20 protein-coding genes and 1 pseudogene are annotated in these 25,952 nt (G+C 74.4%); 11 read left to right on the top strand and 10 right to left on the bottom strand.

The window, feature by feature from the left end:
* Nucleotides 1-8: 8 nt before the first annotated feature.
* The 4 genes from AB0M39_RS18030 to AB0M39_RS18015 form a co-directional block, all read right to left on the bottom strand.
* A complete protein-coding gene (locus AB0M39_RS18030) occupies nucleotides 9-1,691 on the bottom strand; it encodes a hypothetical protein (RefSeq protein WP_365365326.1) in 1,683 nt (560 codons plus the stop codon).
* Nucleotides 1,692-1,918: 227 nt separating this feature from the next.
* Nucleotides 1,919-2,635: an adenosylcobinamide amidohydrolase gene (locus tag AB0M39_RS18025; protein WP_365365324.1), complete on the bottom strand. Its 717-nt coding sequence runs from the start codon at nucleotides 2,633-2,635 to the stop codon at nucleotides 1,919-1,921.
* A 148-nt stretch (nucleotides 2,636-2,783) separates the two neighbouring features.
* The gene (locus AB0M39_RS18020) at nucleotides 2,784-3,368 is read right to left on the bottom strand and encodes a fasciclin domain-containing protein (protein ID WP_365365322.1); all 585 of its coding nucleotides are present in this window, start codon (nucleotides 3,366-3,368) and stop codon (nucleotides 2,784-2,786) included.
* Nucleotides 3,369-3,417: 49 nt separating this feature from the next.
* Nucleotides 3,418-3,924 (bottom strand): hypothetical protein, encoded by a 507-nt coding sequence (locus tag AB0M39_RS18015; protein ID WP_365365320.1) that lies wholly within the window; start codon nucleotides 3,922-3,924, stop codon nucleotides 3,418-3,420.
* A gap of 252 nt (nucleotides 3,925-4,176) precedes the next feature.
* Between AB0M39_RS18015 and AB0M39_RS18010 the strand changes: the two genes are divergently transcribed.
* From AB0M39_RS18010 to AB0M39_RS17985, 6 genes are all read left to right on the top strand, one after another.
* On the top strand, nucleotides 4,177-5,550 hold the full coding sequence (locus AB0M39_RS18010; protein ID WP_365365318.1) for a deoxyribodipyrimidine photo-lyase: 1,374 nt from the start codon (nucleotides 4,177-4,179) through the stop codon (nucleotides 5,548-5,550).
* Between the two features lie 8 nt (nucleotides 5,551-5,558).
* Nucleotides 5,559-7,058 (top strand): cryptochrome/photolyase family protein, encoded by a 1,500-nt coding sequence (locus tag AB0M39_RS18005; RefSeq protein WP_365365316.1) that lies wholly within the window; start codon nucleotides 5,559-5,561, stop codon nucleotides 7,056-7,058.
* A gap of 132 nt (nucleotides 7,059-7,190) precedes the next feature.
* A complete protein-coding gene (locus AB0M39_RS18000) occupies nucleotides 7,191-8,399 on the top strand; it encodes a polyprenyl synthetase family protein (protein WP_365365314.1) in 1,209 nt (402 codons plus the stop codon).
* Complete coding sequence (locus AB0M39_RS17995; RefSeq protein WP_365365312.1) at nucleotides 8,396-9,952, top strand: phytoene desaturase; 1,557 nt, start codon at nucleotides 8,396-8,398, stop codon at nucleotides 9,950-9,952. The genes AB0M39_RS18000 and AB0M39_RS17995 overlap by 4 nt, the downstream gene beginning before the upstream one ends.
* Nucleotides 9,949-10,944, top strand: coding sequence for a phytoene/squalene synthase family protein (locus AB0M39_RS17990; protein ID WP_365365310.1), 996 nt, complete (start codon nucleotides 9,949-9,951; stop codon nucleotides 10,942-10,944). Before AB0M39_RS17995 ends, AB0M39_RS17990 begins: the two co-directional genes overlap by 4 nt.
* Nucleotides 10,941-11,939 (top strand): DUF5914 domain-containing protein, encoded by a 999-nt coding sequence (locus AB0M39_RS17985; RefSeq protein ID WP_365365308.1) that lies wholly within the window; start codon nucleotides 10,941-10,943, stop codon nucleotides 11,937-11,939. The genes AB0M39_RS17990 and AB0M39_RS17985 overlap by 4 nt, the downstream gene beginning before the upstream one ends.
* A gap of 25 nt (nucleotides 11,940-11,964) precedes the next feature.
* On the opposite strand, the gene AB0M39_RS17980 is transcribed toward AB0M39_RS17985, so the two are convergent.
* The 6 genes from AB0M39_RS17980 to AB0M39_RS17955 form a co-directional block, all read right to left on the bottom strand.
* The gene (locus AB0M39_RS17980; RefSeq protein WP_365365306.1) at nucleotides 11,965-13,527 is read right to left on the bottom strand and encodes an FAD-dependent oxidoreductase; all 1,563 of its coding nucleotides are present in this window, start codon (nucleotides 13,525-13,527) and stop codon (nucleotides 11,965-11,967) included.
* Complete coding sequence (locus AB0M39_RS17975) at nucleotides 13,524-14,258, bottom strand: class I SAM-dependent methyltransferase (RefSeq protein ID WP_365365304.1); 735 nt, start codon at nucleotides 14,256-14,258, stop codon at nucleotides 13,524-13,526. The genes AB0M39_RS17980 and AB0M39_RS17975 overlap by 4 nt, the downstream gene beginning before the upstream one ends.
* Nucleotides 14,236-15,477 carry a lycopene cyclase family protein gene (locus AB0M39_RS17970; RefSeq protein ID WP_365365302.1) on the bottom strand — a complete coding sequence of 414 codons (1,242 nt, stop codon included), beginning with the start codon at nucleotides 15,475-15,477 and terminating at the stop codon, nucleotides 14,236-14,238. Before AB0M39_RS17970 ends, AB0M39_RS17975 begins: the two co-directional genes overlap by 23 nt.
* Before the next feature lie 8 nt (nucleotides 15,478-15,485).
* A complete protein-coding gene (locus AB0M39_RS17965; protein ID WP_365365300.1) occupies nucleotides 15,486-15,989 on the bottom strand; it encodes a hypothetical protein in 504 nt (167 codons plus the stop codon).
* Nucleotides 15,990-16,173: 184 nt separating this feature from the next.
* Nucleotides 16,174-17,421: an NAD(P)/FAD-dependent oxidoreductase gene (locus AB0M39_RS17960; protein ID WP_365365298.1), complete on the bottom strand. Its 1,248-nt coding sequence runs from the start codon at nucleotides 17,419-17,421 to the stop codon at nucleotides 16,174-16,176.
* A gap of 273 nt (nucleotides 17,422-17,694) precedes the next feature.
* On the bottom strand, nucleotides 17,695-18,681 hold the full coding sequence (locus AB0M39_RS17955; protein WP_365365296.1) for a MerR family transcriptional regulator: 987 nt from the start codon (nucleotides 18,679-18,681) through the stop codon (nucleotides 17,695-17,697).
* Nucleotides 18,682-18,822: 141 nt separating this feature from the next.
* Between AB0M39_RS17955 and AB0M39_RS17950 the strand changes: the two genes are divergently transcribed.
* The 5 genes and pseudogenes from AB0M39_RS17950 to AB0M39_RS17930 all read left to right on the top strand — a co-directional run.
* Nucleotides 18,823-19,461, top strand: a complete 639-nt coding sequence (locus AB0M39_RS17950) for a sigma-70 family RNA polymerase sigma factor (protein ID WP_365365294.1) — start codon at nucleotides 18,823-18,825, stop codon at nucleotides 19,459-19,461.
* 236 nt (nucleotides 19,462-19,697) lie between these two features.
* Nucleotides 19,698-22,406 carry a class III lanthionine synthetase LanKC gene (gene lanKC, locus AB0M39_RS17945; RefSeq protein ID WP_365365292.1) on the top strand — a complete coding sequence of 903 codons (2,709 nt, stop codon included), beginning with the start codon at nucleotides 19,698-19,700 and terminating at the stop codon, nucleotides 22,404-22,406.
* Between the two features lie 84 nt (nucleotides 22,407-22,490).
* Nucleotides 22,491-22,622 (top strand): SapB/AmfS family lanthipeptide, encoded by a 132-nt coding sequence (locus AB0M39_RS17940; protein ID WP_365365290.1) that lies wholly within the window; start codon nucleotides 22,491-22,493, stop codon nucleotides 22,620-22,622.
* A 227-nt stretch (nucleotides 22,623-22,849) separates the two neighbouring features.
* Nucleotides 22,850-24,763, top strand: coding sequence for an ABC transporter ATP-binding protein (locus AB0M39_RS17935; protein ID WP_365365288.1), 1,914 nt, complete (start codon nucleotides 22,850-22,852; stop codon nucleotides 24,761-24,763).
* A 125-nt stretch (nucleotides 24,764-24,888) separates the two neighbouring features.
* Nucleotides 24,889-25,806: pseudogene (locus tag AB0M39_RS17930) on the top strand (ABC transporter ATP-binding protein); the annotation flags it as partial.
* Between the last annotated feature and the right edge of the window lie 146 nt (nucleotides 25,807-25,952).

The following is a 25,952-nucleotide window of genomic DNA, read 5'->3' as shown; positions in this document are numbered from 1 at the left end:
GAAGCGCCTCACAGCAGTCCGCTGAGCGGCAGGACCCGCTCGGCGAGCTGTCCGCGCAGCCGTCCTCCCTCGACGTCGAGGTCGGCCTCTGCCTCGGTGAGCCAGTCGGCGGCGATCAGTCTCTCCGCGTGCTCGGCGACTCCATCAGGGGACAGGGCGCAGAACGCGGCGAGGGCGCCCAGGTGCAGCCCGCCGTCCTCGGCGTGTCCGAGGCGGCCGTCGGGGCGGCTGTGCGCGGCGGTGTACAGGGCCAGGAGCCGGGCGGTGGCGCCCAGCTTCTTCTTGCGGATCTTCCGGTCGCCCACGACCTTCTGGGCCCAGCCGGAGACCCTGGAGCGGGTCGTCTTGCCGAACGTGAACGGGCGGGGCCGCTCGGGCAGCAGCGCGGGAACGGTGAACGCGGTGGGGTCCTCGGGCCGGGAGGCGAGGGCTTCGGCGGCGGTGCCGGGCAGTCGCAGCCATTCGGCGGCGACCAGCTGCTCGAGCACCCGCTCGGCGTCGCCGGCCAGCCAGCCGGCCAGGTCCTGTCCGGTGATGTTCCCGGCGCCGGCGCGCGCGGCCCGCAGGGTCAGGAGGAGCACCGCCAGGCGCGTCTCGGCGTCGGGCTGCGGGGCGTGGGCCTGGACGTAGTCCAGCACGATGCGCGCGTGGGCGGCCTGGCTGCGGGTCAGCAGCCGTTCCACCAGCGGCTCGTCGCCGCTCGCCGCGGCGCCGGCCGGCTGGCCGACGCGGTTGTGGTGCATGGCCAGGGTGGCCTGGACCGCGGCCTGGGCGCGTGTCGCCTCGTGGCGCAGGGATCCGTCGCCGGTGACGTCGGCCCACAGGGCGAACGCGCGGGCCTTGCGCTCGTGCAGTTCCGCGAGGAGGGCGAGGTCGGGCTCGGGGCGCTGCTGGTAGGCGCGGAACAGGTCGCCGAGCTCGACGAGTTCGTCGCGCAGGACGACGGGCCGCAGATCGTGGGGGACGATCCGCTGCGCGATCTTCCCCCGCCGCTTGGCCCGGGGCGCTCCGGACGAGCCGGCGCGGGCGCGCGGGAGCGGAAGGGGACCGGCGGGCGGGGAAGCGGGCTCGGCGGCCGGGGCAGCGGGGTCGGCAGGGGGCGAGAAGGGGGCCGGGCCGTCGGAGAACACCGCCGCCGTCCCCTGCCTGGCCGCGGCGCCCGCGGACTCCTGGTCCGCCCCCGGCCTCCCCGCCGTCTCCGCCCTGGCTCCGGCGGGGGTGGGGCGGGCCGGGGGCCGAGCGGTGTCCAGTACGCGGCAGCCGGGCATGGAGGCCGCGCAGCGTGCGCACATCTCCGCGATCCGCCACAGCCGCCCGGCCCGGTCCGCGTACACCGCGAGGACGACCGGGCCCCCGCACCGCGCGGCCCCGGCCGCCGGCCCCGCCCCGGCACGCCTCGCGGCGGGGGCGCCGGCGGCGGGAGTGTGCCACGCGCAGTCGGCGGCGCGACATCCGCACCACGCCTCGCCGCGGGGGCCGCCGCCCGCGCGGACGTGGGCCAGATGCATGTTGACGTGTCCGACCGCGGCCTTGCGCCCCGCGGCGGCGCTGGGGAAACGCTGGTCGGAGCAGGCGGGGAGGGAGCAGGAGAGCCGGACCGAGCCGGCGGAGGGACGGCCCGAGGGGTCCAGCCGCACCGTCCACACCCGTCCCGCGACACGCTCCTCCTGCGCACCGGCCTCCACCGCCATGTCCGTACTCCCTGCGTTGCTCGATGGTGCACTCATGCTGTCCCTCTCGTACCAGCGAGGTCGGCCGACACGCCAGCCGACGGCCGTCGCGGGGGAGTCGTGGGGCCGACGGGGCAGAGGAGGGCGGTGGGCGGGCGCGACGGACACCTCCCCATGACCAGAACAACGAACCGACTACCCAACAGTCACACGTTTCTCAACGGCCTTCGTCGGAGCCGGCGAAGGCCCTACGGAGCCGCCGGCGCGCGGTGGGACCCGCGTGCGGCCGCCGACGTGGCGTGGTGGACGGCGCCGTGCACCGCGCGGGCCAGACGGGCGCCCCACACCGAGCGGGGTCCGGCGAAGGCGTGGACCTCCCCGTCGGCGCGCGCGGCGGGCGCGGCGACGCACACGGCGTCGGTGGGCGTGCCGGAGCAGTCGTAGCCGGCGTCGAGCAGTGCCTGGACCTTGGCCTCGGTGGCCGTGGCGACCGCGTTGACCAAGGCGGCGTCGGACAGCGCCACGGGGAGGGCGGCGACGATGTTGATCGTTCCTGGCTCCGCCGGAGCAGCCGTGCCCTGGGCCGGCGAGGCGGCCCAACCCCGTACCTCGACGCCCGCGGTGACCACGGCGTCGACGCCGCCGTCGTGCGCGACGGCGTGCTGCGAGACGTCGGCGGCCGTCATCAGCCCCACCCCCTGTCCCCGCGCGCCGGCGTCGCCGGCCAGGACGGCGAGGTGCCGGTCCGGGTCGGTGCGCCGGTAGCCGTGGGAGACCTGGGCGTTGAGGATCCAGGCCCGTTCGCCGATGCCTCCGCCGAGCACGGCGCTGCTGATCATCCGCCAGCCGGGCCCCGGCGACCACAGCAGGGCGTGCAGCCGCGCACCGTCCTCGATGCGGGTGAGCAGCCGGGGGGTCAGCAGCCCGGCAGCGGCAGTACGGGGAGGCGGGACGACGGCGGTCACCGGCAGGGCTCCTGGTCGGGGAGGCGTGGACCGGGGTGATCGTACGCCCCGTCGCCCGGCCGGCCCGCGACCGCGTTGCCGCCGCGCCAGGGGCCGGCGCACACCCTCCTGCGCCTCCCGGCGCACGCGCCGTCTCGATGTGAGTGGGTCAGGACTCGGGCGTCAGCACGCCGTCGATGAGATAGACGGTCGCGTTCTGGGTGGGGATGTCTCCGCAGACGATCGACGCCGAGTCGTTCACCTTGAAGGAGTCTCCCGACCCGGAGGTGGTGAGCTGGCCGCCCTGCAGTGTCTTGAAGGAGCCGTCGGGGAGCTCGCCGACGGTCACGTCCTGCTCGACCACGTGGTAGGCGAGCAGGTCCTTCAGCTGCTCCTTGTCATTGAGGATCGCGTCGAGGTCGGCTTTCGGGATCTTCTCGAACGCGTCGTCAGTCGGCGCGAACAGGGTGATGCCCTCGGCGGTGTTCAACGTGTCGACCAGCCCGGCCTTCTGTACGGCGCTGACGAGCGTGGACAGTGCGGGACTGTTGGACGCGGCTGTGGCGACCGGGTCGTCGGCCAAGCCCTCGGCACTGCCTTCGCCGCTGGTCGGCAGCGAGGCGCAGCCGGGGCCGAAGGGCTCGGCGACCGGTCCGGCGTGGGCGGCTGGGGCGAGGGCCGTCAAGGCGAGGGGGACCAGGAGCGCGCCGGCTCCGGCGAGAGCGGCGCTCCTGCGGCGATGGGTGGTGTTCATGAGCTTCACCTTTGCTGTACGGAGGTGACGAGGCTCGTCCTGCTGTCCGTCACACCATCACTTCGCTCGCAACGGCGCCCTTGGATGCCTCGACGACCGCGGTCCGCGGAGCGGATCGAGCCGCGGCCTCGGCCGACGACCGGGCCATGCGCGACACTCCTGCCCACACGGCGGCGCCGACGGCGGCTGCGCCGAGGATCGGAGCGAGCGCCGCCAGCCCGCGAGCAAGCTGTCGTCCCGGGCCGCGCCGGCTGTGCGCAGGTCGCGCACCGGCGATCGCCGGGGCGGGGGGCCCGTGCCGGGCGGGGCTTGCTTGCGACCGCTCTGACCTGTGGATTCTCTGCTGAATCGATCGCCATACGCGCTCAGGCGGGTCGGTGGCCAGATCGCCGGGCTCGGCGGAGCGCGCCGCTTCGACCACGCGGCGCAAGGCGTGGAGTTCGCGGCGGCACGCGGAGCAGACGGACAGGTGGAGGAGTTCCTCGGCGAACAGCGCGGGATCCGCGTTGGCCAGCGCCATCTCGGCCAAGGCCGCCGCGTCGAGGTGCACCGTCACCCTGCCCCTCCTCTCACGCCGTGTCGGCGCCCATCCCAGGAACGGGCCTGCGTGTGCGCCGCGCAGTGCGAACGGCTGCGGCACGCCTGTACTTCTTCGCTGCCCTGCTCCGCGGATGCGCGACCGCACCGGGACAGGGCGGGCGCCTGCGCGAAGAACCCGCCCGAAGACCGCATCCGTGGGCCGTCCGACCGCGGAAGTAGTTCCCGATAGCCCTATCACCCCTGGTCCCCGTCTCTTACGGAGTGGCGCATGACTGTCGCGGTCGTCCTGTTCACCTCGGACTTGCGTCTGCATGACCATCCTCCGCTCCGCGCGGCGCTGCGGGCCGCCGACGAGGTGGTGCCGCTGTTCGTACTCGACCCGGCCGTCCACGCCGCCGGGTTCGACGCGCCCAACCGGCTTGCGTTCCTGGCCGACTGCCTCGCCGACCTGGACGGCTCGCTGCGCCGGCGCGGCGGCCGGCTGGTGCTGCGCACCGGGCCGGCGGCCCGCGAACTCGGCGTGGTCGTCGCCCAGTGCGGAGCCCATGAGGTGCATATGTCGGCCGGCGTCACCCGGTTCGCGCACCGGCGCGAGGAGCAGCTGCGCACGGCCCTGGACGGGACCGGTGCGCGGCTCGTCGTGCACGACGCCGTGGTGACGGCCATGGCGCCGGGCGCCGTGACGCCGGCGGGCTCCGACCACTTCGCGGTCTTCACGCCGTACTTCCGCCGCTGGTCCGAGGCGCCGCTGCGCACGCCGGACGCCGCCCCGCGCCAGGTGCCGGTTCCCAGCGGTGTGCACAGCGACCCGCTGCCCGGCTGGGACAGCGGGGCGGACGTCTCCCGCGGTGTCCCGGCCGGCGGCGAGAGCGAGGGGCGCCGGCGCCTGGCCGGCTGGGCTCGCGGCGGGCTCGAGGCCTACGAGGCGCGGCACGACGATCTGGCCGGCGACGCGACCTCTCGACTGTCGCCGTATCTGCACTTCGGGGCGCTCTCGCCCGTCGACGTCGTGGAGCGGGCCCGCAGACGCGGCGGCCCGGGGGCGGAGGCGTTCGTCCGCCAGCTGTGCTGGCGCGACTTCCACTACCAGGTGATGGCCGCCCGGCCGGAGTCGGCGGCCTGCGACTACCGCACACGACAGGACGACTGGCGCTCCGAGGACGAGGCCGCGGAGGAGATCACGGCGTGGCAGCAGGGCCGTACCGGCTACCCCGTCGTCGACGCGGCGATGCGTCAGCTGCTGCATGAGGGATGGATGCACAACCGGGCCCGGCTGCTGGTGGCGAGCTTCCTGTGCAAGACCCTCTATGTCGACTGGCGGATCGGCGCGCGTCACTTCCTGGATCTGCTGGTCGACGGGGACGTGGTCAACAACCAGCTGAACTGGCAGTGGGTGGCCGGCACCGGCACGGACACGCGCCCCCACCGCGTCCTCAACCCGGTGGTCCAGGGCAAGCGCTTCGACCCGCAGGGCGCGTATGTGCGCCGCTGGGTGCCGGAGCTGCAGGACGTCGCCCCGACCCATATCCATGAGCCGTGGCGGCTGCCCGAGCGGGAGCGGGCGGGGCTGGACTATCCGGAGCAGCTGGTCGGCCTCGCCGACGGCCTGGCACGGTTCAAGCACGCCCGCGGCCGGGACTGAGGCGGCCGATGCACTGGCTGTTCGGCGATCAGCTCGGTCCCCACTTCCTGCGCCCCTCGAAGGACAGCGGTCTCACCCGCGAGGCGCCGCTGCTGATGATCGAGGCGAGGTCGGTGCTCCGGCGCAGACGGTTCCACCGCGCCAAGGCGCATCTGGTGCTCTCCGCGATGCGGCACCGGGCGGCCGAACTCGGCGACCGGGTCGTCTATCTGCGGGCGGACACCTACCGGGAGGGCCTGGCACACGCGGCGGGCGGCGGTCCGGTGACCGTTCATCACCCGACCTCCCACGCGGCCGTCCGGCTGGTCCGCTCCCTTCCCCAGGTCGCGATGGGGCCGGCGCGGGGCTTCCTGGCGCCCATGGCCGACTTCGCGGCCTGGGCGGACGGCCGCGGAGACAGGCGTCTGCGCCAGGAGGACTTCTACCGGTGGATGCGGCAGCGACACGACCTGCTGATGGACGGCGACGCTCCGGCCGGCGGCCGGTGGAACTACGACCACGACAACCGGCTGCCGCCGCCGCGGAACGTGCCCACGCTGCCCGTGCCCGCCCCCTACCGGCCGCGCGAGGACGAGATCGACGACGAGGTCCGCCGCGACCTGGACCAGTGGGAGAAGGACGGCGACGTGTCCTTCGTCGGCCTGGACGGGCCCCGCCTGTTCCCCGCCACCCGGACGGAGGCGCGCACCGCTCTGAAGCGCTTCGTCGAGCACAGGCTGCCCACGTTCGGGCCCTATGAGGACGCCATGCTGACCGCCGACCCGGTCATGAGCCACAGCCTGCTGTCGGCGTCGCTCAACCTGGGCCTGCTCGACCCCGCGGAGTGCGTGGAGGCGGCGGAAGCGGCCTGGCGGAGCGGGGCGGCGCCGCTGAACAGCGTGGAGGGCTTCGTCCGGCAGATCGCCGGGTGGCGCGAGTACGTGTGGCAGCTGTACTGGTACTTCGGCGAGGACTACCGCGACGCCAACGTCCTGCGGCACACCGCCGAGCTGCCCGGCTGGTGGAGCGACCTCGACGCCGACGACGTACGGGCGCGCTGTCTGCACACCGTGCTGGCCCAGGTGCGTGACACCGGATGGACGCACCACATTCCCCGGCTGATGGTGCTCGGAAGCTACGCGCTGCAGCGCGGATGGGATCCGGCCGCGGTCATGGACTGGTTCCACCGGTGCTTCGTAGACGGCTACGACTGGGTGATGGCGCCCAACGTCGTCGGCATGTCCCAGTACGCCGACGGCGGACGGACGACCACCAAGCCCTACACCTCCGGCGGCGCCTACATCGACCGGATGAGCGACCTGTGCGGGCCCTGCCCCTACCGGCCGGGCGACCGGACCGGCGAGCACGCATGCCCCTATACCGCCGGGTACTGGGCCTTCCTCGACCGGCACCGGGCGCTGCTGGAGCACAACCACCGCACCCGCCAGGCCGTGCGGGGGCTCGACCGGCTCGCCGACCTGGACGGAGTCCGCCGTCAGGAGCGGGCGCGCGGCGACGGGCCGCCCTGAACCGCCCTGTGTGAGCCATCGGGGTGAGCTGCGGCCCACACGAGGGCGCACCGGGCAGGTATGACCGCATCCAGGCACCGGCCGACGTCCGAAGTGCTCCCGATACACGGATCCAGGACCGGAGGAGTCTCCATGCTCGGTACCCGCATGACACGGGCGACCCGCGCCGGCGCCGACGGCCGTGCGCGCCACGACGCGGTCCCGGGGACGCCGGACGACACGGTCCCGGGGACTGCGCACGACACGGTCCCAGGGACGGCGCACGACGCGATCACGGGCGTCGACGCCGTCCTCGCGGAGTATCTCGACGCCCGGCTGCGCGAGGCTCACGAGGTGGACGCGCTGTCCGCCACGGAGATGGCGGCTCGGGTCGCCGACTTCGTACAGCGGGGCGGCAAGCGCCTGAGGAGCGCGTTCGTATGGTGCGGATGGCGGGCCGCCGGCGCCGGCGGCGACCCGGGGGCGCCGCTGCGCGTCGGCGCGGCCCTCGAACTCGTCCAAGCCTGTGCGCTCATACACGACGACGTCATGGACGGATCGCCGATGCGCAGGGGCGCGCCGACCGTCCACGCCGACTTCGCCTCGACGCACCGGGCAGCCCACATGCACGGATCCGCGGAGCCGTACGCGACCGCCGCAGCTGTCCTCGCCGGTGACCTGGCCCTGGCCTGGGCCGACGACCTGCTCACCGATACCGCGCTCAGCTCCCCGCACGGCGCGCGACTGCACCGCGAATGGCAGCGCATGCGCGGCGAGATGGTCGCCGGACAGTACCTGGACCTGCGCGCCCAGGCGACCGGCTCGTCCGCCGAGGACGAAGCCCTGTACATCGCGACGCTGAAGAGCGCGCTCTACACGGTGGAACGGCCGCTCGCGCTGGGCGCGTGCCTGGCCGGCGCCGACAGCGGCACAACGAAGGCGCTGCGGTCCGCCGGCCGGTGCGCGGGCCTCGCCTTCCAGCTGCGCGACGACCTGCTGGGCGCCTTCGGGGACCCCGCGGCGACGGGCAAACCCGCGGACGAGGACCTGCGCGCACGGAAGCTCACCTATCTCCTCGCCGTGGCCGTCCGGCTCGCCGCCGAATCCGGCGACACAGAGGCCGCCGCGGCGCTCAGGCCGAACACCGCCGCGCACTCGGACGACGAGGTGTCCCTGATGCGCGCCGCCATGGAGCGCACCGGGGCCCGCGCCGCGGTCGAGGAGGAGATCTCCCGGCTCTCGGAACGCGGCGTCCGCCACTTCGCGGACACCGGCGCGGATCACCACGTCCAACGAGAGTTCGCCGCGCTGCTGGACCGGGCCGTCGGCGCCGCGCCCGCTCGGAGCGGGGAGGGCACGTGAGGACCGTCCCCGGGCCGACCGAGCACGTCGTGGTCGTAGGGGCCGGGCTGTCGGGTCTGGCCGCCGCCCTGCACCTTCTGGGCGCGGGCCGTCGGGTGACCGTCGTCGAACGGGACGCCGGACCCGGCGGCCGGGCCGGCCGGATCGACCTCGGCGGCTACCGGCTGGACACCGGCCCCACGGTCCTCACGATGCCGGACCTGGCCGACGAGGCGTTCGCGGCGGTCGGCGACAGCCTGTACCGGCGCGTGGAGCTGATCGAGCTCCATCCGGCCTACCGGGCCCGGTTCGCCGACGGCAGCCAGGTCGACGTCCACACCGACGCCGAGGCCATGGAGGCAGAGGTGCGGCGCTTCGCGGGCGCTGCCGAGGCCGCCGGATACCGCCGGCTGCGGTCCTGGCTCGAACGGCTGTACAGGGCGCAGATGCGGCGCTTCATCGACACGAACTTCGACTCCCCCTTCCAGCTCCTGCACCCGGACCTCGCCCGGCTGGCCGCACTCGGTGGCTTCGGACGCCTCGACGCCCAGATCGGGAGGTTCCTCTCGGACGAGCGGCTGCGCAGGGTGTTCTCCTTCCAGTCGCTGTACGCGGGAGTGGCGCCCGCGCGAGCACTCGCCGCCTACGCCGTCATCGCGTACATGGACACCGTCGCCGGCGTCTTCTTCCCCCGCGGCGGCATGCACGCGCTGCCCCAGGCCATGGCGGACGCGGCGAAAGACGCCGGAGCCTGTTTTCGCTGGTCGGCCGAGGTGACGGAACTGGAGCGCTCCTCGGGGCGTGTCACGGCCGTGCACACGGCCTCCGGCGAGCGCATCGCCTGTGACGCCGTGGTCCTGACGCCCGATCTGCCCGTCGCGCACCGTCTGCTGGGGCGCGCGCCCCGGCGATGGGCGGGGCTGCGTCATTCGCCGTCCGCCGTGATCCTGCACGCCGGCACGGACCGCACCTGGCCGGAGCTCGCGCATCACACGATCTCCTTCGGCGACGCATGGGAGCGCACCTTCGCCGAACTGACTCGTACCGGCGCGCTGATGAGCGATCCGTCGCTGCTGATCACCCGCCCCACCACGCACGACCCACAGCTCGCGCCGCCGGGCAGGCATCTGCACTACATCCTCGCGCCGTGCCCGAACACCACCACGGGCCCCACGGCGGGCGCCTGGCACGACCTCGGACCGCGCTACCGGGACCGTCTCGTCGACGAGCTCGAACGGCGCGGCTTGCACGGGCTCGGGGCGAGCATCGAGGAGGAGACGCTGGTGACGCCCGCCGACTGGACGTCGCAGGGCCATGTGGCGGGCACGCCGTTCTCCCTCTCGCACACCTTCGCGCAGACCGGCCCGTTCCGGCCCCGCAACCTCGTGCGCGGGGCCGACAACGTCGTCCTCGCGGGCTGCGGCACAACGCCTGGAGTCGGGGTGCCCACAGTCCTCGTCAGCGGCAAGCTGGCCGCCGCCCGCATCACCGGCGCCCGCCGTCCGGCACGCGCACGGCAGCCCTTGGAGCGGGCGCCGAGCGCTGCCCCGACCATGGGAGGCAGCCGGCCATGACCCGTCGTGAGCTGGACGCCGCCGGTGTCACCGACCCTCGGCTGCGCAGCGCGTACCAGCACTGCCGACAGCTCAACTCCCGCCACGGCAAGACGTACTTCCTGGCCACGCGTCTGCTGCCCGTCGAGCGCCGCTGCGCGGTCCACGCGCTGTACGGCTTCGCACGATGGGCCGACGACATCGTCGACGACCTCGACCGGAGCCAGACGCCCGAGCAGCGCGACCGCCTGCTGCGGCTGCTGGAGAGCGACCTCGCGAATGGCCTGCGCACGGGCCGCGGCGACGAGAAGGTGGTCCAGGCCGTGGCGGACACCGCCGAGCGCTACGCCATCGACCCGCGGCTCTTCGCCGACTTCATGGCCTCGATGCGCAGCGATCTGAGCGTCTGCGACTATCCGACGTACGAGGATCTGCGCGCCTATATGCACGGCTCGGCCGCGGTGATCGGGCTTCAGATGCTGCCTGTGCTCGGGACGGTCGTGGCCCGCGAGGAGGCGGCCCCGCATGCGGCGGCCCTCGGGGTCGCGTTCCAGCTGACCAACTTTCTGCGCGACGTCGGCGAGGACCTGGACCGCGGTCGGGTCTATCTGCCGGCGGACCTGCTCGCCGCGCACGGCGTGGACCGGCCGCTGCTCGAGTGGAGTCGCCGCAGCGGCCGGCGCGACGCGCGCATCCGCGCCGCCCTCGTCGCCGCCGAGGCGATGACCAGGGCCGTCTACCGGGAGGCGGAGCCGGGCATCGCCATGCTCGACCCCCGGGTGCGGCCCTGCATCCGCACGGCCCGCACGCTCTACGGCGGCATCCTCGACGCGATCGCCGACGACGACTACGCCGTCCTGCACCGCCGCGCGGCCGTGCCGCGGCGACGACGGGCGGTCGTGGCAGCGGCCGGACTCGCACACATCCTGGGCGCCCGTGTCCGCACCCGCGCACCGAGCCCGCCGCCGGCGCGGCACGCGGTGGCGGCCGGCGAGGAGGCGCCGAACCGATGAAGCGCGAGTCACGCTGGACGTCGCCGCTGCGGATGCGCCGGGGGCCGGGATGGGCGGCGCAGAGCCCGACCTGGCGCGAGGCGCAGCCCGCTCTGATCGCCGAGGCGCTCAAACGCGCTCAGGCACGGCCCTCGGGCAACTGGTTCGTCGTCGGCGCCTCCCGGGACGTCGTCGCCGACGGCCGCCCCTGCGGCACGACGGTGGGCGGAGTGGAGGTGGTGTGGTGGCGGACGGACGTCGGCGAGGTACGGGCCGGCCCGGGCGCCTGCCCCCACCTGGGAGCCCCGCTGCGCGACAGCAGGGTGGTGTGCGGCGCCCTCGTGTGCCACTGGCACGGTCTGGCCCTGGACGGCGGCGCGTTCGCCGGATGGGACCCGTACCCCGCCCACGACGACGGGGTCCTGGTGTGGGTCCGGCTGGACGAGGTCGGCCGCGAAGAGCCGCTGCGGCGCCCGGTGCTGCCGGACCGTCCGGCGCCGGGCAGCGCTGTGGACGCCGTCTTCGCCGCGGTCGGGCGGTGCGAGCCGCAGGACGTGGTCGCCAACCGGCTCGACCCATGGCACGGCTCCTGGTTCCATCCGTACGCGTTCGTCGATCTGCGAGTGGTGGGGACACCACGGGACGAGAGCGACGACGCCTTCGCCGTCGACGTCTCGTTCCGGGTCGGCGGCCGACTGGTGGTGCCCGTACGGGCCGAGTTCACCGCTCCCGAACCCCGTACGGTCGTCATGCACATCACCGAGGGCGAAGGCGCCTCCTCGATCGTGGAGACGCATGCCACCCCGCTGACGCCCAGAGGCGCCGCGCATCCGCGCACCGCGGTCATCGAGGCGGTCGTCGCCGCTTCGGACCGGCGGGGATTCGCCCTGGCGCGCGCCGCCGCCCCGCTGCTGCGCCCGCTGATGCGACGGACGGCCGGCCGGCTGTGGCGCGACGATCTCGCCTACGCCGAGCGCCGCTGGCGGCTGCGCAGCACGGGCCGCTTCCCGGGCTGAGGGCCTCCTCGGGATATGCGCGCGGTCAGTGGCGTGCGGCGACGGCGGCGAGGGCCCGCAGGACCCGGGAGCGGCCGGCCCGCGGCACGGTCCACAGCACCTGCCCACGGGTGTCCCAGGCGGCGAGCAGGTTGTTGGCCGCCAGGAAGCCCGAGGTCGCCGCGCGCTCCATCAAGGCGACCGGCAGGCCCGTGCGCACCAGATCGCCCGCGACCATCACGCGCGGATGCGGGGTGCGCACGGTCGGCCGGCGGCCGTAGCCGCCGAGGGAGAACAGCGGGCAGTCGGCGCGCCACTCGTGGCGTGCGTCGACGATCCGGGCGTCGCGTGTCTCCGGGTACACCGCGTGGAGCTGGGCGATCAGCCGTTCCTGGACCTTCTTCGGCTCGGCGGCGGGGTCGACGGCGTAGGCGTGCAGCTCCACCGTCGAGCCGCCGGTGCGCGCCGCCCAGCGGGCCGCCTCGCCCTCCCAGCGGTCGAGGACGCTGACGTTGTCCAGGTCTCCGTAGCCACTGGTGCCGAGGAACCCGGCGCGATCTTCTCGTACGGGGCGGTCGAGCCAGAGCCGGGAGACGAGGAACGGCGGTGTGGTGCGCAGGGCGGCGACGTCGTCGCGCCAGACGGCGTCGCCCAGACCGGGCGAGGCGTCCACGAGCCGGCGAAGGCCCGGCACGTCGAGGGCGAGGACCGCCGCCTGATGGCGGTCGGCCGTCGTGTCGGTCTCCACCACGAGGTCCTCGCCGGCGACCGGGCAGACGCCGTGGACGGGCGTGCCGGTGCGGACGTCGACGCCGAGCCGCTCCAGATAGCCGTCGAGCGGCTGCCAAAGGGCCTGCGGGAAGGGCTCGCGGGGGACGTCGAAGAGGAGGCCCTCGGACGAGCCGAGGAAGTAGATGTGGAACATCAGCAGCAGTTCGGCGGCGGACAGCTCGCGCGGATCGGCGAAGAAGCTGCGGGAGAAGACTTCGAACGCCAGGTGATGGGCGGCCTCGGGAAACCGGATGCGTGCCAGGAGGTCGTTCGCGCTGACCGCGTCGAAGCGTTCGTAGACCGTGGGAACCCGTACGTCGAGCAGGGGCAGCGCCGCGCGCGCGTCCATGGCGGCCAGGTCGCGCCATCCGAACGTCGGGCTCAGGGCGACGAAGCCGAGCGCGCTCCAGGGCGGTGTGCGGGGCACATGGGCGAAGCTGTCGGTCAATCCGCTGCTGTGCCGCAGCGGGTAGTCGGGCAGCGGTGTGAGCGCGGACAGCGTGGGGTCGGCGCGTCGCAGCAGGCCGCGCAGGTTGTAGTACTGGCGGAAGAACGCGTGGAAGCCGCGGCTCATGGTGGCTTCGGAGCCGTCGGCGAGGCGTGTGCGCCATCCGGCGAGGCGGCCGCCGAGCGTCGCCTCCCGCTCGTAGAGCGTGACGCGCACACCGCGCTCGGCGAGTGCGGTGGCCGCGGCGAGACCGGCGATGCCGCCGCCGATCACGGCGGCGCTGGGCGCGTCGCCGGTGAAGCGGCCGCGTCCCGGCGCGGGCATGATCCTCTCCGCCTTGCGGTCCCGGCCGCGGCGGGCCGCGGCGCCGGCCGACGGGCGCGCCTTCATGAGGCGGCCGCCTGCGCGGACGGGGAGCCGTTCTGGGCGAGGAAGGTGTGGACGATGCCGGTCTGCCATCCCGCCACCGGGATCGTACGGACGTTGTCGAAGCCGGCCCGGGCGAGCCTGGACGCGAAGACGGGCGCGGTGTCGAACGTCAGCACGCTGCGCCACAGATGGCGGTACAGGTCGCGGTCGCCGGTCAGGGCGCCCGCCGGGATGATCACGCCTCGGCACACCGCGTTCCACAGGGCCCGATGGCCGAGGGCGCCGCTGAGGCTGTACTCGTGAACGGCCAGGCGCCCGCCGGGACACAGGCGCGCACGCACGGCGGCGAGCACACGGTCCGGGTCGGAGACGTTGCGCAGGAGGTACGCGGCGAAGACAGCGTCGTAGGGCTCGTCGCCCGCCGCTGTGGCCAGTTCCTCGGCAGTGAGGTGCAGAAAGCGCACGTCGCCCGGCCAGCGCTTGGCCAGCGCGCGTTCCAGCATCCCCTCCGACGCGTCGACGGCGGTGATGCGGGCGTGCGGTGCGGCTTTCAGCAGAGCCCGGGTGGAGGCGCCCGTGCCGCAGCCCAGGTCCAGCAGGTGCAGCCCGGCGCCCCCGTGCGGCAGGCGGAGCCGGCGCGCCGAGCGCAGCAGGTCGGCCCGGTAGCCGGGATTGACCGCGGTGAGACGGTCGTAGGTGTGGGACGCGTGGTCGAAGGCCCGCGCGAGGTCATGGTCCCGCAGGAGCGTCATCAGCGGCTCTCCTCGGCTCGGATGGCGATGCCGCCGCCGCGGCGGGGCGGCGGGGCAGGAACGGCAGCTCGGCCGCGGTGCGCAGCATCGGGCCGACGGGGGTGCGCAGGCCGATGCCGAACTCCTCCCACGGTGTGGTGCGGCCGTCGAGGAAGCGCAGCAGCCGCTCCATCGGGACGCGGCTGAAGAGGTCGGCGAAGAACCGGGGCCCGTCGATCCGTCCGGTGTCGAGCGCCCGCAGCACAACCGCGTCCATGGCCAGCGCCCGACGGCTGTGCGGCCGCGGCACGATGTCGCTCCCGTCGCCCAGCGCGGCGGCGATCGCACGGCTCTGCCTCTCGATGGCGGCGAAGGTGTAGCCGGTGGCGGGCCGGGTGGCGCCTCCGGCGGCGCCGATCCGGAAGACCGCCCTGCCGACCCTGCGCGGAAAGCGGGCGTCGGTCATCGGGATGACGCCCTGCTCGGCGGACTCGACGGTGAGCGTGCCCAGTCGCAGTACGTCGTGGGCGTACTGCCGCAGAGCCGTCTCGTACGCCGCGGTCGTCAGCGGGGCCTTGGAGAACTCGGTGTACTCGACCAGGGCATGGTCGGGCGCCAGGGGCAGGACGTAGCCGAAGGCGAGCCCTTCGGGCGGCTGCGGGACGCGGAAGTCCATCAGGTCCGCGACCGCAGGATCGAAGCGCGGGGACGCGGTGCGCACGAACCAGCCGCGGAAGTGCTGGAGCAGGACAGTGCGCGCCGGGGGCAGGGCGCGCAGAGGGCGTGAGTCGAAGACGAGGCGTCCGCGCAGGACGAGCCCCTGCCCGTCGGCCGTGGTGCAGGACAGCTCGGCTCCGTCGGGCACGTCGCGTACCGCGTGGGCCGTGGCGCGGACGATCCGCACGGCGGGGCATCGCGCCAGCCGGGAGCGGACCAGTTCCTCGAAGGGGGCGGACCGCAGCATGCGGTAGCGCAAGGGCGCGGGCTCGGCGGCGGTGGCCGCGCCGTCCGCCGCGGTGACGCGCAGCCTCGCCCAGGACGCGACGACCGCCTCCTCGAACTCGCCGGGCACGTCGTCCCAGTAGCACCAGGTGCGCTCCGCCGGTCGCAGCGGTCCGTCGGGCGCCTCCACCAAGGTCACGTCGGTGGCGCCGGTCGCGGCGAGCCGGTGCGCCAGGCACAGTCCGGCCGCCCCGCCGCCGACGATGACCACGCCGCCTTGTCCGATGCTCCTGGCCACGCGCCAGCTCACCGGCCCCGTGGTCCGGCGAACGGGGTCGTGTGGGGTGCGGCGAGCACACGCTGGGCACCGGTCTCCAGATGCCCCAGGCGGATCTCCAGCACAGGGACGTGGGCGGGTACTTCACGGCACACGGCATCGAGGCAGGCGCCGAGAGCGGACGGGTCGGGAGCGGACGGGGAGGCGCGGTAGCCGGCCATGCCCGGCTGTGGGCGTGCCACCATCGCACCGGTGACGGCGGCGAACGTTCCGCCCACGCCGAAGGCGTGAAATGCGGCGCCCGGCGCGAGTGCGCTCACCGTCGTCGGGCGTTCGGCGCCGACAGCCGCGGAGACGAGGGCCGTCACCACGGCGTCCAGGCCGCCTGGCGTCTGCCTCGCCGTCTCCACCGTGCGGGCGCATGAGTCTGCGTCATGCGCGTCGAGCGCGGCCGTCGTAGAGGTGCCGTCCAGCGCCTCGGCGGTCCGGGCGAGGCTCTCCTGGCCCTGGCCCTGGCCCTGGCCCGCGCGCACGAGACGTGCTCCCCGCCCGCTGAATCCGCGCCCACGGCCGAGTCGACCGCGCCGCCTGTGGCACCGGTGACCAGGACCCGCGCGCCGTTGAGTCTCACGCCCCACTCCGTGCTCCGATCCTGTTGGCGTCCCTACTTCGGCCGGTCGCGCTCGTACGGATGCACCGGGCGCGGAATCCGCGCGGTCACCGACGTGACAGATCGGCCAGCACCTCCCGCGCGGCACGCGCACCCGACGCCAGGGCGCCTTGCACCGACCCCGTCGCCCGGTGATCGCCGCAGACATACCGCCCGGCTGCGAAGCGAGTCGTACGGCTCAGCGGCCACGGCGGTCGCATCACGGGCAGTGCGCCCTCGACGGTGTAGGCGGCGACCAGCGTCCAGGCGCTCGTGTCGGTCCCGTACAGCTCGGCCAGACGGCCCCGTACGACACCCTCCCTCGCCGGCGGGTCGCCGCCCAGCACGGAGGTCGACACCAGAGCGGTCCCGGGCGGGGCGTAGGCAGGCGTGACCTCGCTGAGGACACAGGTGTTCAGCACGGTCAGGGTGCTGTCCACCACAAGGGTCGGCTCGTCCATCGGCGAGGCGCCGGCCGCGTGGTAGTAGGTGGTCACCGTGCGGCTCTGCGGTACCGGCAGGCCGGGCAGCAGGCGCGCGGCCGTGGCGGCGTCCGTCGCGACGACGACCCTGTCGGCCGGTCGTTCGCCGCCGTCTTTCAGGAGCACGCCGGAGTCGGTGACCGCGGCGACGGGCGCGTTGAGGCGGAGCGTGCCGTCCGGCAGACCGGCGGCGAGCTGGGCCGGCACGGCGCCGATGCCCTCCGCCGGCAGACAGAGGCTGCCGCGGGCCATGCTGCGCCAGATCAGATGCAGAAAGCGGGCGGAGGTTTCGAGGTCGGTCTCGAGGAACACTCCGGACAGGAACGGCCTCAGCAGGTCGTCGACCGTCCGCGGCGAGACGCCGGCGCGATCGAGCGCCGCCGAGGCACTCCGGTCGGACGCGCGTTTGACGATGTCGGCGGGCAGCAGGGCGTCGCGCGCGGTGAGGACGGCGAGCGCGGCGAGGTCGCGGCCTCCGAGCACCCGTCCGGGCAGCAGGTTCGCGGCGTCCGCCGGGTGTCGGGTGGGGTCGGCGATCCGTACCCGCCCCGAGGGCGTCTGGGCGACGAAACCAGCGGTGAACGGGCGCAGGCGCAGGTCGCGCAGGTTCAGGCGCTTCTTGACCTGCGGGTAGGCGGTGTTGAAGACCTGGAAGCCGCGGTCCAGGAGGAACCCGTCCCTGCGGTCGGTGCGCATCCGGCCGCCGACGCCGTCGGACGCCTCGATCAGCTCGACGAGCAGCCCGGCCCGGCTGAGGTCGCGTGCGCAGGCGATGCCCGCCAGGCCCGCGCCGACGACGATGGCGTCACTGCGTCGATGCTGCTGATCTGCCATCGTCCAGCTCCTGCGGGTCCATTGGGTCGTTCGATCCTGCCCGGGGTCAAGGCGACCACGATCGGGACACCGATGCCAGGAGCCCTGCCGACGTGTCCCATCAGGTGGTGAACGGACTGGGCCTCATGGGGAGGCGATGGGCCGGGCCGGTCCTCGTCGGGACGGGCTGGTCCGCATCCGGACGAGACGGGCCGGGCTGGTCCCCATCCGGCCCGGCCCGGGCCCGGGCCGGGGCTGGGCCTCCTGCAGACGGGACAGGAAAGGCCCTGGGCCTCATCCGGCCGCGATCGACTCCAGGGCCGCCAGCGCGTCGGCGAGCGTCAGCGGACGCAGCAGACCGTGCGCCGTCTGCCCGGTCCACCCTGGGCCGAGCGTCAGCACGACCGGATGCCGGCGGGCGCCCCGGATACCCCATTCCATGGCCGCCAGATGCTGGGCGAGCGGCCGGCTGGCGGTCGTCCGGGACTGCGCCCACAGGCAGATGGCGGCCGGCCCGGTCCTGCGAACCGCCTCGACGAGCGCCTCGCCGGGCAGGGCCGCGCCGAACATACGAACCGGAAGACCGCGCTCGCCCAGCGTGGCCGCGAGAGCCTCCAGCGGCAGGGTGTGGTTCTCGCCGGGCACACAGGCCAGCAGGCTCGTGGGTCCGGACCGCTCTCCGTCGGCCGGGCGCACGCAGCGGCGCAGGGCGACGGCGATGTGCCAGGACAGAAAGTGCTCGACCTCGATGTACTTCTCTCCGGAGGTCTCCCATTTGCGGCCGACGGCCTGCAGCGTCGGCATGATCACCTCGTGCCACGCCGCCACCAGCCCGTAGTCGGCGATCACCGAGTCGAGCAGCGCGTCGAGGGCGGCGGCGTCCAGCCGGAGGGCGGCCCGGGCCAGTCCCTTCGACTCCTGGCGGGCGCCGCCCATCTGGAGACCGGTCCGGGCGGGACGACTCGCACCGCCACGCGACGGCCGAGGAGGAGCGGGGAGACCGGATGCGGCGTCGACCGCCGGGCGCCCCTCATGGCGAGCGAGTCTGGCCGCCTCCGCGGGCGGCAGGCCCGTCGCCGTCAGCGCGCACATCCGCTCGAGCCGGGCGACGTCGGCGGCCGTCCAGCGCCGGTGCTTGCCGCCGGTGTGCACGTCCGGACCGACTCCATAGCGCCGGTCCCACGACCTGACCGTGGTGGGAGCGACGCCGAGGCGTCTGGCGACCTCGCCGGTCGTCAGACCGCCTTGCCATCCGAGCCCCTGCTCGTCGGGAGAAGCCACATCAGCAGCATACGACGCACAACCGATGCATGTTGATATGCGTCGTTTATGCGTCCAAGACTGGTCACAGCCCGGGAGGCGGGCCGATCAGCTCCTGTCGACACCTCTCGGACATCCGGCTTCGGCGGGAGGAACGGGACGATGACCGCGATCGCACGACCGGCCGACCAACTGCGGTCCCCGGCCGAGAACACACCGGGCGAGGAGCAGCTCGCCTGCGGCTTCCGCGCGGCGGACGAGAGCGCCTTCGCCACCGTCTACCGGCGTTGGAGCCCCCTCGTGCACACCATGGCCAGCCGCTCGCTCGGCGACGCCCAGGAAGCCGAGGACGTCACACAGCAGGTCTTCATCGCCGCCTGGCGCGGGCGAGCCGGTTTCCATCCGGAGCGCGGACCGCTGGGCGCCTGGCTCGTCGGCATCACGCGCCGAAAGATCGTCGACGCGCTCGCCGCCAGGACGCGGCGCATCCGGCTCGCCGAGGCGGCCGCCCGCACCGCCGCGACATCGGCCCCGCACGAGGGCGCCAGCGCAAGCCCGGAGGCGGCGGTCGAGCGCGTGCTCGTCGTCGACGAGCTCCTGCGACTTCCCCAGCGGCAACGGGAGGTGCTCTGCATGGCGTTCTACGAGGATCTCACCCACGTCCAGATCGCCGAGTGCACTGGCCTGCCCCTCGGCACGGTCAAGAGCCACGCCCGCCGGGGACTGCACCGGCTGCGCCTCATGATGGAGCAGGGCCGCGCGGATACAGCGGATACACAGGGCGCGCCCCATCACGCCTGACATGGCGGCGCATCGGCGTATCCCATCGGCGTATCGAATCGGCGTATGCAGCAGGACGGCGTGCGGCCCGACTCCCGTACCGCCGGTGTTCCGCTGTGTCACGGCGTACCTCGGTCCCCGTCCCTCCCCGGAAGCTACTCGTGCGTTCCTCACGGGCCCTTCGTTACAACTGCGACTGTCGAGCCCCCTTCGCCGCGTGACAGCCTCAGGGCCGTCAACCGGGCCGAAGGAGCGAGATGAACAAGGGCTACGCGGTCTTCTGCGACGCAGACCGACAGTTCTACGACGCCCCGCACCGGCTCACCGCGGACGCCGGCGGCCTCGGGCGGCCGTATGAGGCGGCACGGCGCGAGGCGCCCGCGGGCTGGCAGCGGCACCAGTCGGGCGACTGGCTCGCCTTTCGGCCCCTCGACGCCGAACTCCCGTCGCAGGGCTGGAAGATCCATGTCTCCGCCTGCCTCGACAACGCCGAGAAGGTCCTCGCCCAGGTCTGGGACTACTGCGTCCCCAGGGACATCGCCTTCAAGTTCATGCCGAGCCGTTATCTGCTGCACACGCGCAACGCCAAGTACGCCGACCGCGCCGGCAGCGGCAAGTTCATCACGGTCTATCCCGCGGACGACGCGCAGTGCCGCGGCATCGCCGAGGACCTCGACGCGCTTCTCGCCGGGGAGCCGGGCCCGTACATCCTCAGCGACCTGCGCTGGGGCAGCGGGCCGGTGTACGTGCGCTACGGCAGCTTCACCGAGCGGCACTGTCTGGACGACGAGGGGGAGTTACGGCCCGCGGTCGAGGACGCCGACGGCCGGCTCGTACCGGACCGCAGGGAGCCCGCCTTCCACCTGCCGCCGTGGGTGACCCTGCCCGACTTCCTCGAGCCGCATCTGGCCGCCCGGTCCGCGACCACGACCACCGGCATCCCGTACACCATCGAACGCGCCCTGCACTTCTCCAACGGCGGGGGCGTCTACGTCGGCCGCGACGAGCGCACGGGCCGCAAAGTCGTCCTCAAGGAGGCGCGGCAGCACGCGGGTCTCGCCGCCGACGGCGCGGACGCGGTGACCAGGCTGGAGCGCGAGAAGGCCGCGCTGGAACGGCTGTCCGGGCTCGCCTGTACGCCGGAGGCGCTGGACTGGTTCAGCCTGGGCGACCATCGCTTCCTGGTGCTGGAATTCGTCGAAGGGCGTCCGCTCAACAGCTTCTTCGCCCGCAGACACCCGCTGATCGAACAGGACCCGTCTCCCGAGGCGCTGGCCGAGTACACCGCCTGGGCGCTGCAGATCCACGGTCTGGTGACGGAGGCGGTCGAGGCGGTGCACGCCCACGGCGTGGCCTTCAACGACCTGCATCTGTTCAACATCATGGTCTCCGAGGACGAGTCGTCGGTGGTGCTGCTCGACTTCGAGGCCGCGGCCGCCGTCGACGAGGAGCGCCGGCAGGTCATCGCCAACCCCGGCTTCGTGGCGCCGGCCGACCGGCGGGGCAAGGACGTCGACCGGTACGCGCTCGCCTGCCTGCGGATCGCCCTGTTCCTGCCGCTGACCAGCCTGTTGGCGGTGGATCGAGGCAAGGCGGCTCATCTGGCGGAGATCGTGGCGGCCAACTTCCCGGTGGACCGGGCGTTCCTCGACGAGGCGGTGGCGGAGATCACCCGTGGGGGCCCGGCCGTCTCGGCGTCGCCCGGGCGGGGCGCCTCGGACCCGTCCGGCGGGGTGTCCGGCGGGGCGTCCGGCAAGGCGTCTCTCGGGCGGCGCGCCTCGGGCTCGTCCCCTGAGCGGCAGGCCCCGGACCCGGCCCTCACGCCGTACGACCTGGGCCAGAGCGGCTATCTGCCCGTCGAGCCGGGGGACTGGCCGCACAGCCGCGACTCGATGGCCGCGGCGATCCGCGCGTCGGCGACCTTCGGACGCGACGACCGCTGCTTCCCCGGAGACGTCGCCCAGTTCGCGGCCCCGGCGGGCGGCGCCTGCTTCGCGTACGGAGCGGCGGGAGTGCTCCACGCCCTCGCCGAGACCGGCTGCGGCCGATGGCCCGAGGCGGAGGACTGGCTGCTGCGCGCCGTGCGCACGCCGGCCCCGGGCACTCCGCTCGGCTTCTACGACGGCCTCGCCGGCATCGCCTGGACGCTGGACCGGCTCGGACACACCGCCCAGGCCCTCGAACTCATCGAGGTCGTCCGGGCCCAGGACTGGTCCGGCATGGCGCCGGATCTGCACAGCGGCCTCGCCGGCATCGGACTCGCCCTCGACGCGCTGGGGGCGTCCACGGGCGACGACTCCCTGCACCGGGCGGCCCTGCGCTGCGGCCGCCTGGCAGCCGAGAAGACCGCCGCCGCCACCGGCAAGGCGGCCGGGCGCGCCGGACTGCTGTACGGGGGGAGCGGCGCGGCCCTGCTGCAGTTGCGGCTGTACGAACGTACCGGCGACACGCGCCTGCTCGACCTCGCCGCCGACGCCCTGCGCCGCGACCTCGACCGCTGTGTCCGGGGTGCGGGCGGCGCGCTCCAGGTGGACGAGGGCTGGCGCACGATGCCGTACCTCGGCGCCGGCAGCGTCGGCATCGGCATGGTGCTGGACGACTGGCTCGCGTACGGCGACGACGAGCGGTTCACCCTTGCGCGGAGCGAGATCGTGCAGGCGGCGCAGGCCAAGTTCTACGCCCAGCCCGGTCTGTTCCGGGGCGCCGCCGGGATGGTGCTCCATCTGAGCCGGACGCAGGCGACCGGTCCCGGCACCGCGGCGGCCGACCTCGCCCGGCAGATCGGCGTCCTGGCCTGGCACGCCCTTCCGTACGAGGGGCATCTGGCCTTCCCCGGCGAGCAGATGATGCGGCTGTCCATGGACCTCGCGACCGGCACCGCCGGATGCCTGCTGGCGCTGGGCGCGGCGCTCCACGACGCGCCGGTGCGGCTGCCGTTCCTGCCCCCGCCACCATCCGGCCGCTGACGCGGCCCCCAGAGCTGGCCTCTGATCATGTGTCAGGGGTCATGGCAAGACCGTACGTTCCGTCCCCGATGAAAGGAAACGACCATGACGCTTCTCGACCTGCAGACGATGGAGACCCCCAAGGACGAGCTCACGGAGGAGTTCGGCGGCGGCGGCAGCCGCGCGAGCCTGCTGCTCTGCGGCGACAGCAGCCTGAGCGTCACGACCTGTAACTGACCCTGGTCGAACCGCTCAGGTCGAACCGGCCTCGGTCGAACAGGCCTTGGTAGACCGATATCGGTCGAACCGGCTTCGGTCGAACCGACATCGGTACAACCGGGCCTCGGCAGACCGGCATCGGTCGCCGCGCGGAGTCCGCTCCGCGCGGCGGTGACCCGGCCCACCAGTCCCAGGCGGTCATCCGCCCGGGACCGGTGGGCCTCTCGTACGACGGGGAACGATCCATGAGGAACCGTCAGTCCGCCGCCACCACCGCCACCGCGTCGCACGACCCCGACCACGCCCCGGGCCACGAGGCCCTCCGCGAAACCGGGGCCCGCGAGGAAGGCGCCACCGCCTCCGACGACACACGAGCCGCCGCCCGCGCGTTGCTCTACGGCGCCGCCCGGGCCTCCGCCGCACGGGTCATCGCCATCGTCGTGGCCGGCCTCGTGTCGGCGGGGGCCGCGATCGCGCTGCCCGCGGTGCTGGGCCGCACGCTCGACCTGGTGCTCGACGGATCCCCGCACGCCGGGACCTGGCTCGTCCTGTGCGCCGCCCTCATCGCCGTGGACCTGCTGTGCGACACCTCGTCGGCCCTGCTCACCGGCACGGTCACGGCGCGTTCCGCCGCCTGGACGCGCCGTCGTGCCCTGCGGCGCCTCCTCGCGGCCGGGCCCCGCGGGGCCGCCCGCCTCACCCCCGGCGACCTGGTGACCCGGCTGACGGGGAACGCGGCCGAGGCCGCCGCGGCCCCGGCGACCGTCGCGGCCGCCGCGCCCGCCCTGCTCCTCCCGCTCGGCTCACTGGTGGCGCTGCTGCTGATCGACCCCTGGACGGCGGCCGCCTTCCTCGCCGGAGCACCGGTGCTGGTGCTGCTGCTGCGGGCGTTCACCCGCGACACCTCCACCGCCGTGGCCCGGTACCAGCGCGTCCAGGGCGAGATCGCGACCCGGCTCGTGGAGGCGCTCGGCGGAGCGCGAACCGTCTCGGCGGCCGGCACACAAGAACAGGAGCGCTCCCGGGTCCTCGCACCGCTGCCCGAACTCGACCTGCGCGGGCGGCAGGTGTGGGGGGTGTACGGCACGGCCGTCGCCCGTGGCGCGGTCCTGCTGCCGCTGCTGGAGACCACCGTGCTCGCCGTCGGCGGACTGCGCCTCGCGGCCGGGGAGCTGAGCGTGGGCGAGCTGCTGGCCGTCGTACGCTACGCCTCGCTGGCCGCGGGGATCGGCGCGGTCGTCGGACAGCTCGCCGCCCTCGTACGCAGCCGTGCCGCCGCATGCCGTATCGCCGACGTGCAGGCCGCGCCCGCCATGGCGTACGGGAAGGGGGAACCGCCCGCGGACGGCCCCGGGCGACTGGAGTTCCGCCAGGTCACGGCAGTACGCGAGGGGCGCCCGGTGCTGTGCGACGTCGATCTGGTCGTGCCGGGCGGCGCGACCCTGGCCGTGGTCGGCCGGTCGGGGGCGGGCAAGACGGTCCTGGCCGAACTGGCGGGCCGGCTCGCCGATCCTGACGTCGGGACGGTGCTGCTGGACGGCATACCGCTGCCCCGGCTCGAGCGGTCGGCTCTGCGCCGCGAGGTGGGGTACGCCTTCGAGCGGCCCGCGCTGTTCGGCGCGACGGTGGGCGAGGCGCTCGCGTTCGGTCCGTACGAGCCGGCCCGCGCCGAGGTGGCGCAGGCCGCGCGGGCGGCGGGCGCAGACCCTTTCATCCGTCGGCTGCCCGACGGCTACGCCACCGCGCTCCGCGACGCCCCGCTGTCCGGTGGAGAGGCCCAACGCCTCGGTCTGGCAAGGGCGTTCGCCCACGCCGGACGGCTGCTGGTGCTGGACGACGCGACGTCCAGCCTGGACAGCGTGACCGAGCGCCAGGTCGTACGGGCCCTGCTGCACGACGTCCGGCCCGGTACCCGGCTGGTCATCGCCCACCGGGCGTCGTCGGCGGCCCGCGCGGATCTGGTGGCCTGGCTCGACGCCGGCCGGATCCGGGCGGTGGGGCCGCATGCCGAGCTGTGGGCGCTGCCGGAGTACCGCGCTGTGTTCGCCACGGAGCCGGGCGAAGGTCACGGCGGTGGCGGTGGCGGTAGCGACGGTCACGGAGACGGTCTCGGCGTCGGTCACGAAGGCGGCGACGATCCTCGGGGCAGGGCACGTTGAGGGCCGGGGAGCGTACACAGGAGCAGGAGCGCGCGGCCGTGCTTCCGGCGGCTTCCGGTGCGGCGTCCGGCGCCGTCCGGGAGCCGCGCCCGGGCGCGAGCCGCCGACGCGGGGCGCTGCGCCGGGTGCTGTCCCGGGCGGGCCCGTTCCTCGCGCCGCGCCGCCGCGCGCTGCTGGGCCTCGGCGGCTGGTCGCTGCTGGAGTCCGGTCAGACCTTCCTCGGCGGCTACAGCGTCGCCCAGGCCCTGGACCGCGGCTTCCTCGCCGGGCGGCCCGGGGTGGGCCTGATCTGGCTGGCGGTCGCCGCGGTGGCGGTCGTCGCGGGCGGGCTGGCCACCGGGCGGATGTTCCGACGGCTCGCCGACCTCGTCGAACCGCTGCGGGACGGCCTGGTGCGCCGGGTCGTGACCGACGCCCTGCGCGAGGCGGTGTCGGGCGCGGGCGCGGGGCACGACCGTACGGCGGTGTCCCGGCTGACGCACCAGACGGAGGCGGCGCGGGACGGTTTCGCCGGACTGGTCCTCGTCCTGCGCTCGTTCGTCTTCACCTGTGCGGGAGCCCTGCTGGGTCTCGCGGCCCTCGCGCCCGCGCTGCTGCTGGTCGTGCTGCCGCCGCTGGCCGCCGGTCTGCTGCTGTTCGCCGCCGCGCTGGGGCCGATGGCCGCGCGGCAGCGGGAGTTCCTGCGTACGGACGAGGAACTCGCCCAGCGGTTCGGCGACATCGCGCCGGGGCTGCGGGACATCGTGGCGTGCGGCGCGGAGGAGCGGACGGCCGAGGCGGCCGGGAAGCTGATCGACGCCCAGACCCGGGCCGCTCGGTCGCTCGCCCGGTGGGCCGCCGTGCGCACGCTCGCGCTCGCGCTGTCCGCGCAGCTGCCGATCGTCCTCCTCCTCGCCGCGGCGCCGTGGCTGCTCGACCGGGGGACCACGGCCGGGGCGCTGCTCGGGGCGCTCACGTATCTGACCCAGGCCTTGCTGCCCGCCCTGCACACGCTGATGACGGGGCTCGGGGCGGCCGGCACCCGGCTGCTCGTGATCCTGGACCATCTCGCCGGACGTCCTGGCGCCGGGGCCGAGGTGGTCGACGGGACGGCGCCCTCGTCTCCTCCCGCGACCGCGTGCTGCCCGGCGAGGACCCGGACGCCGCCGCCGTCCTCGAGGACGTCTTCCGCCGGCGCGGCATGAACGTC

It is taken from the genome of Streptomyces sp. NPDC051907 (assembly GCF_040681075.1).
Lineage (GTDB): Bacteria > Actinomycetota > Actinomycetes > Streptomycetales > Streptomycetaceae > Streptomyces.
The sequence above is the reverse complement of the archived record's forward strand: the minus strand, read 5'-3'. Positions and strand labels throughout refer to the sequence as shown.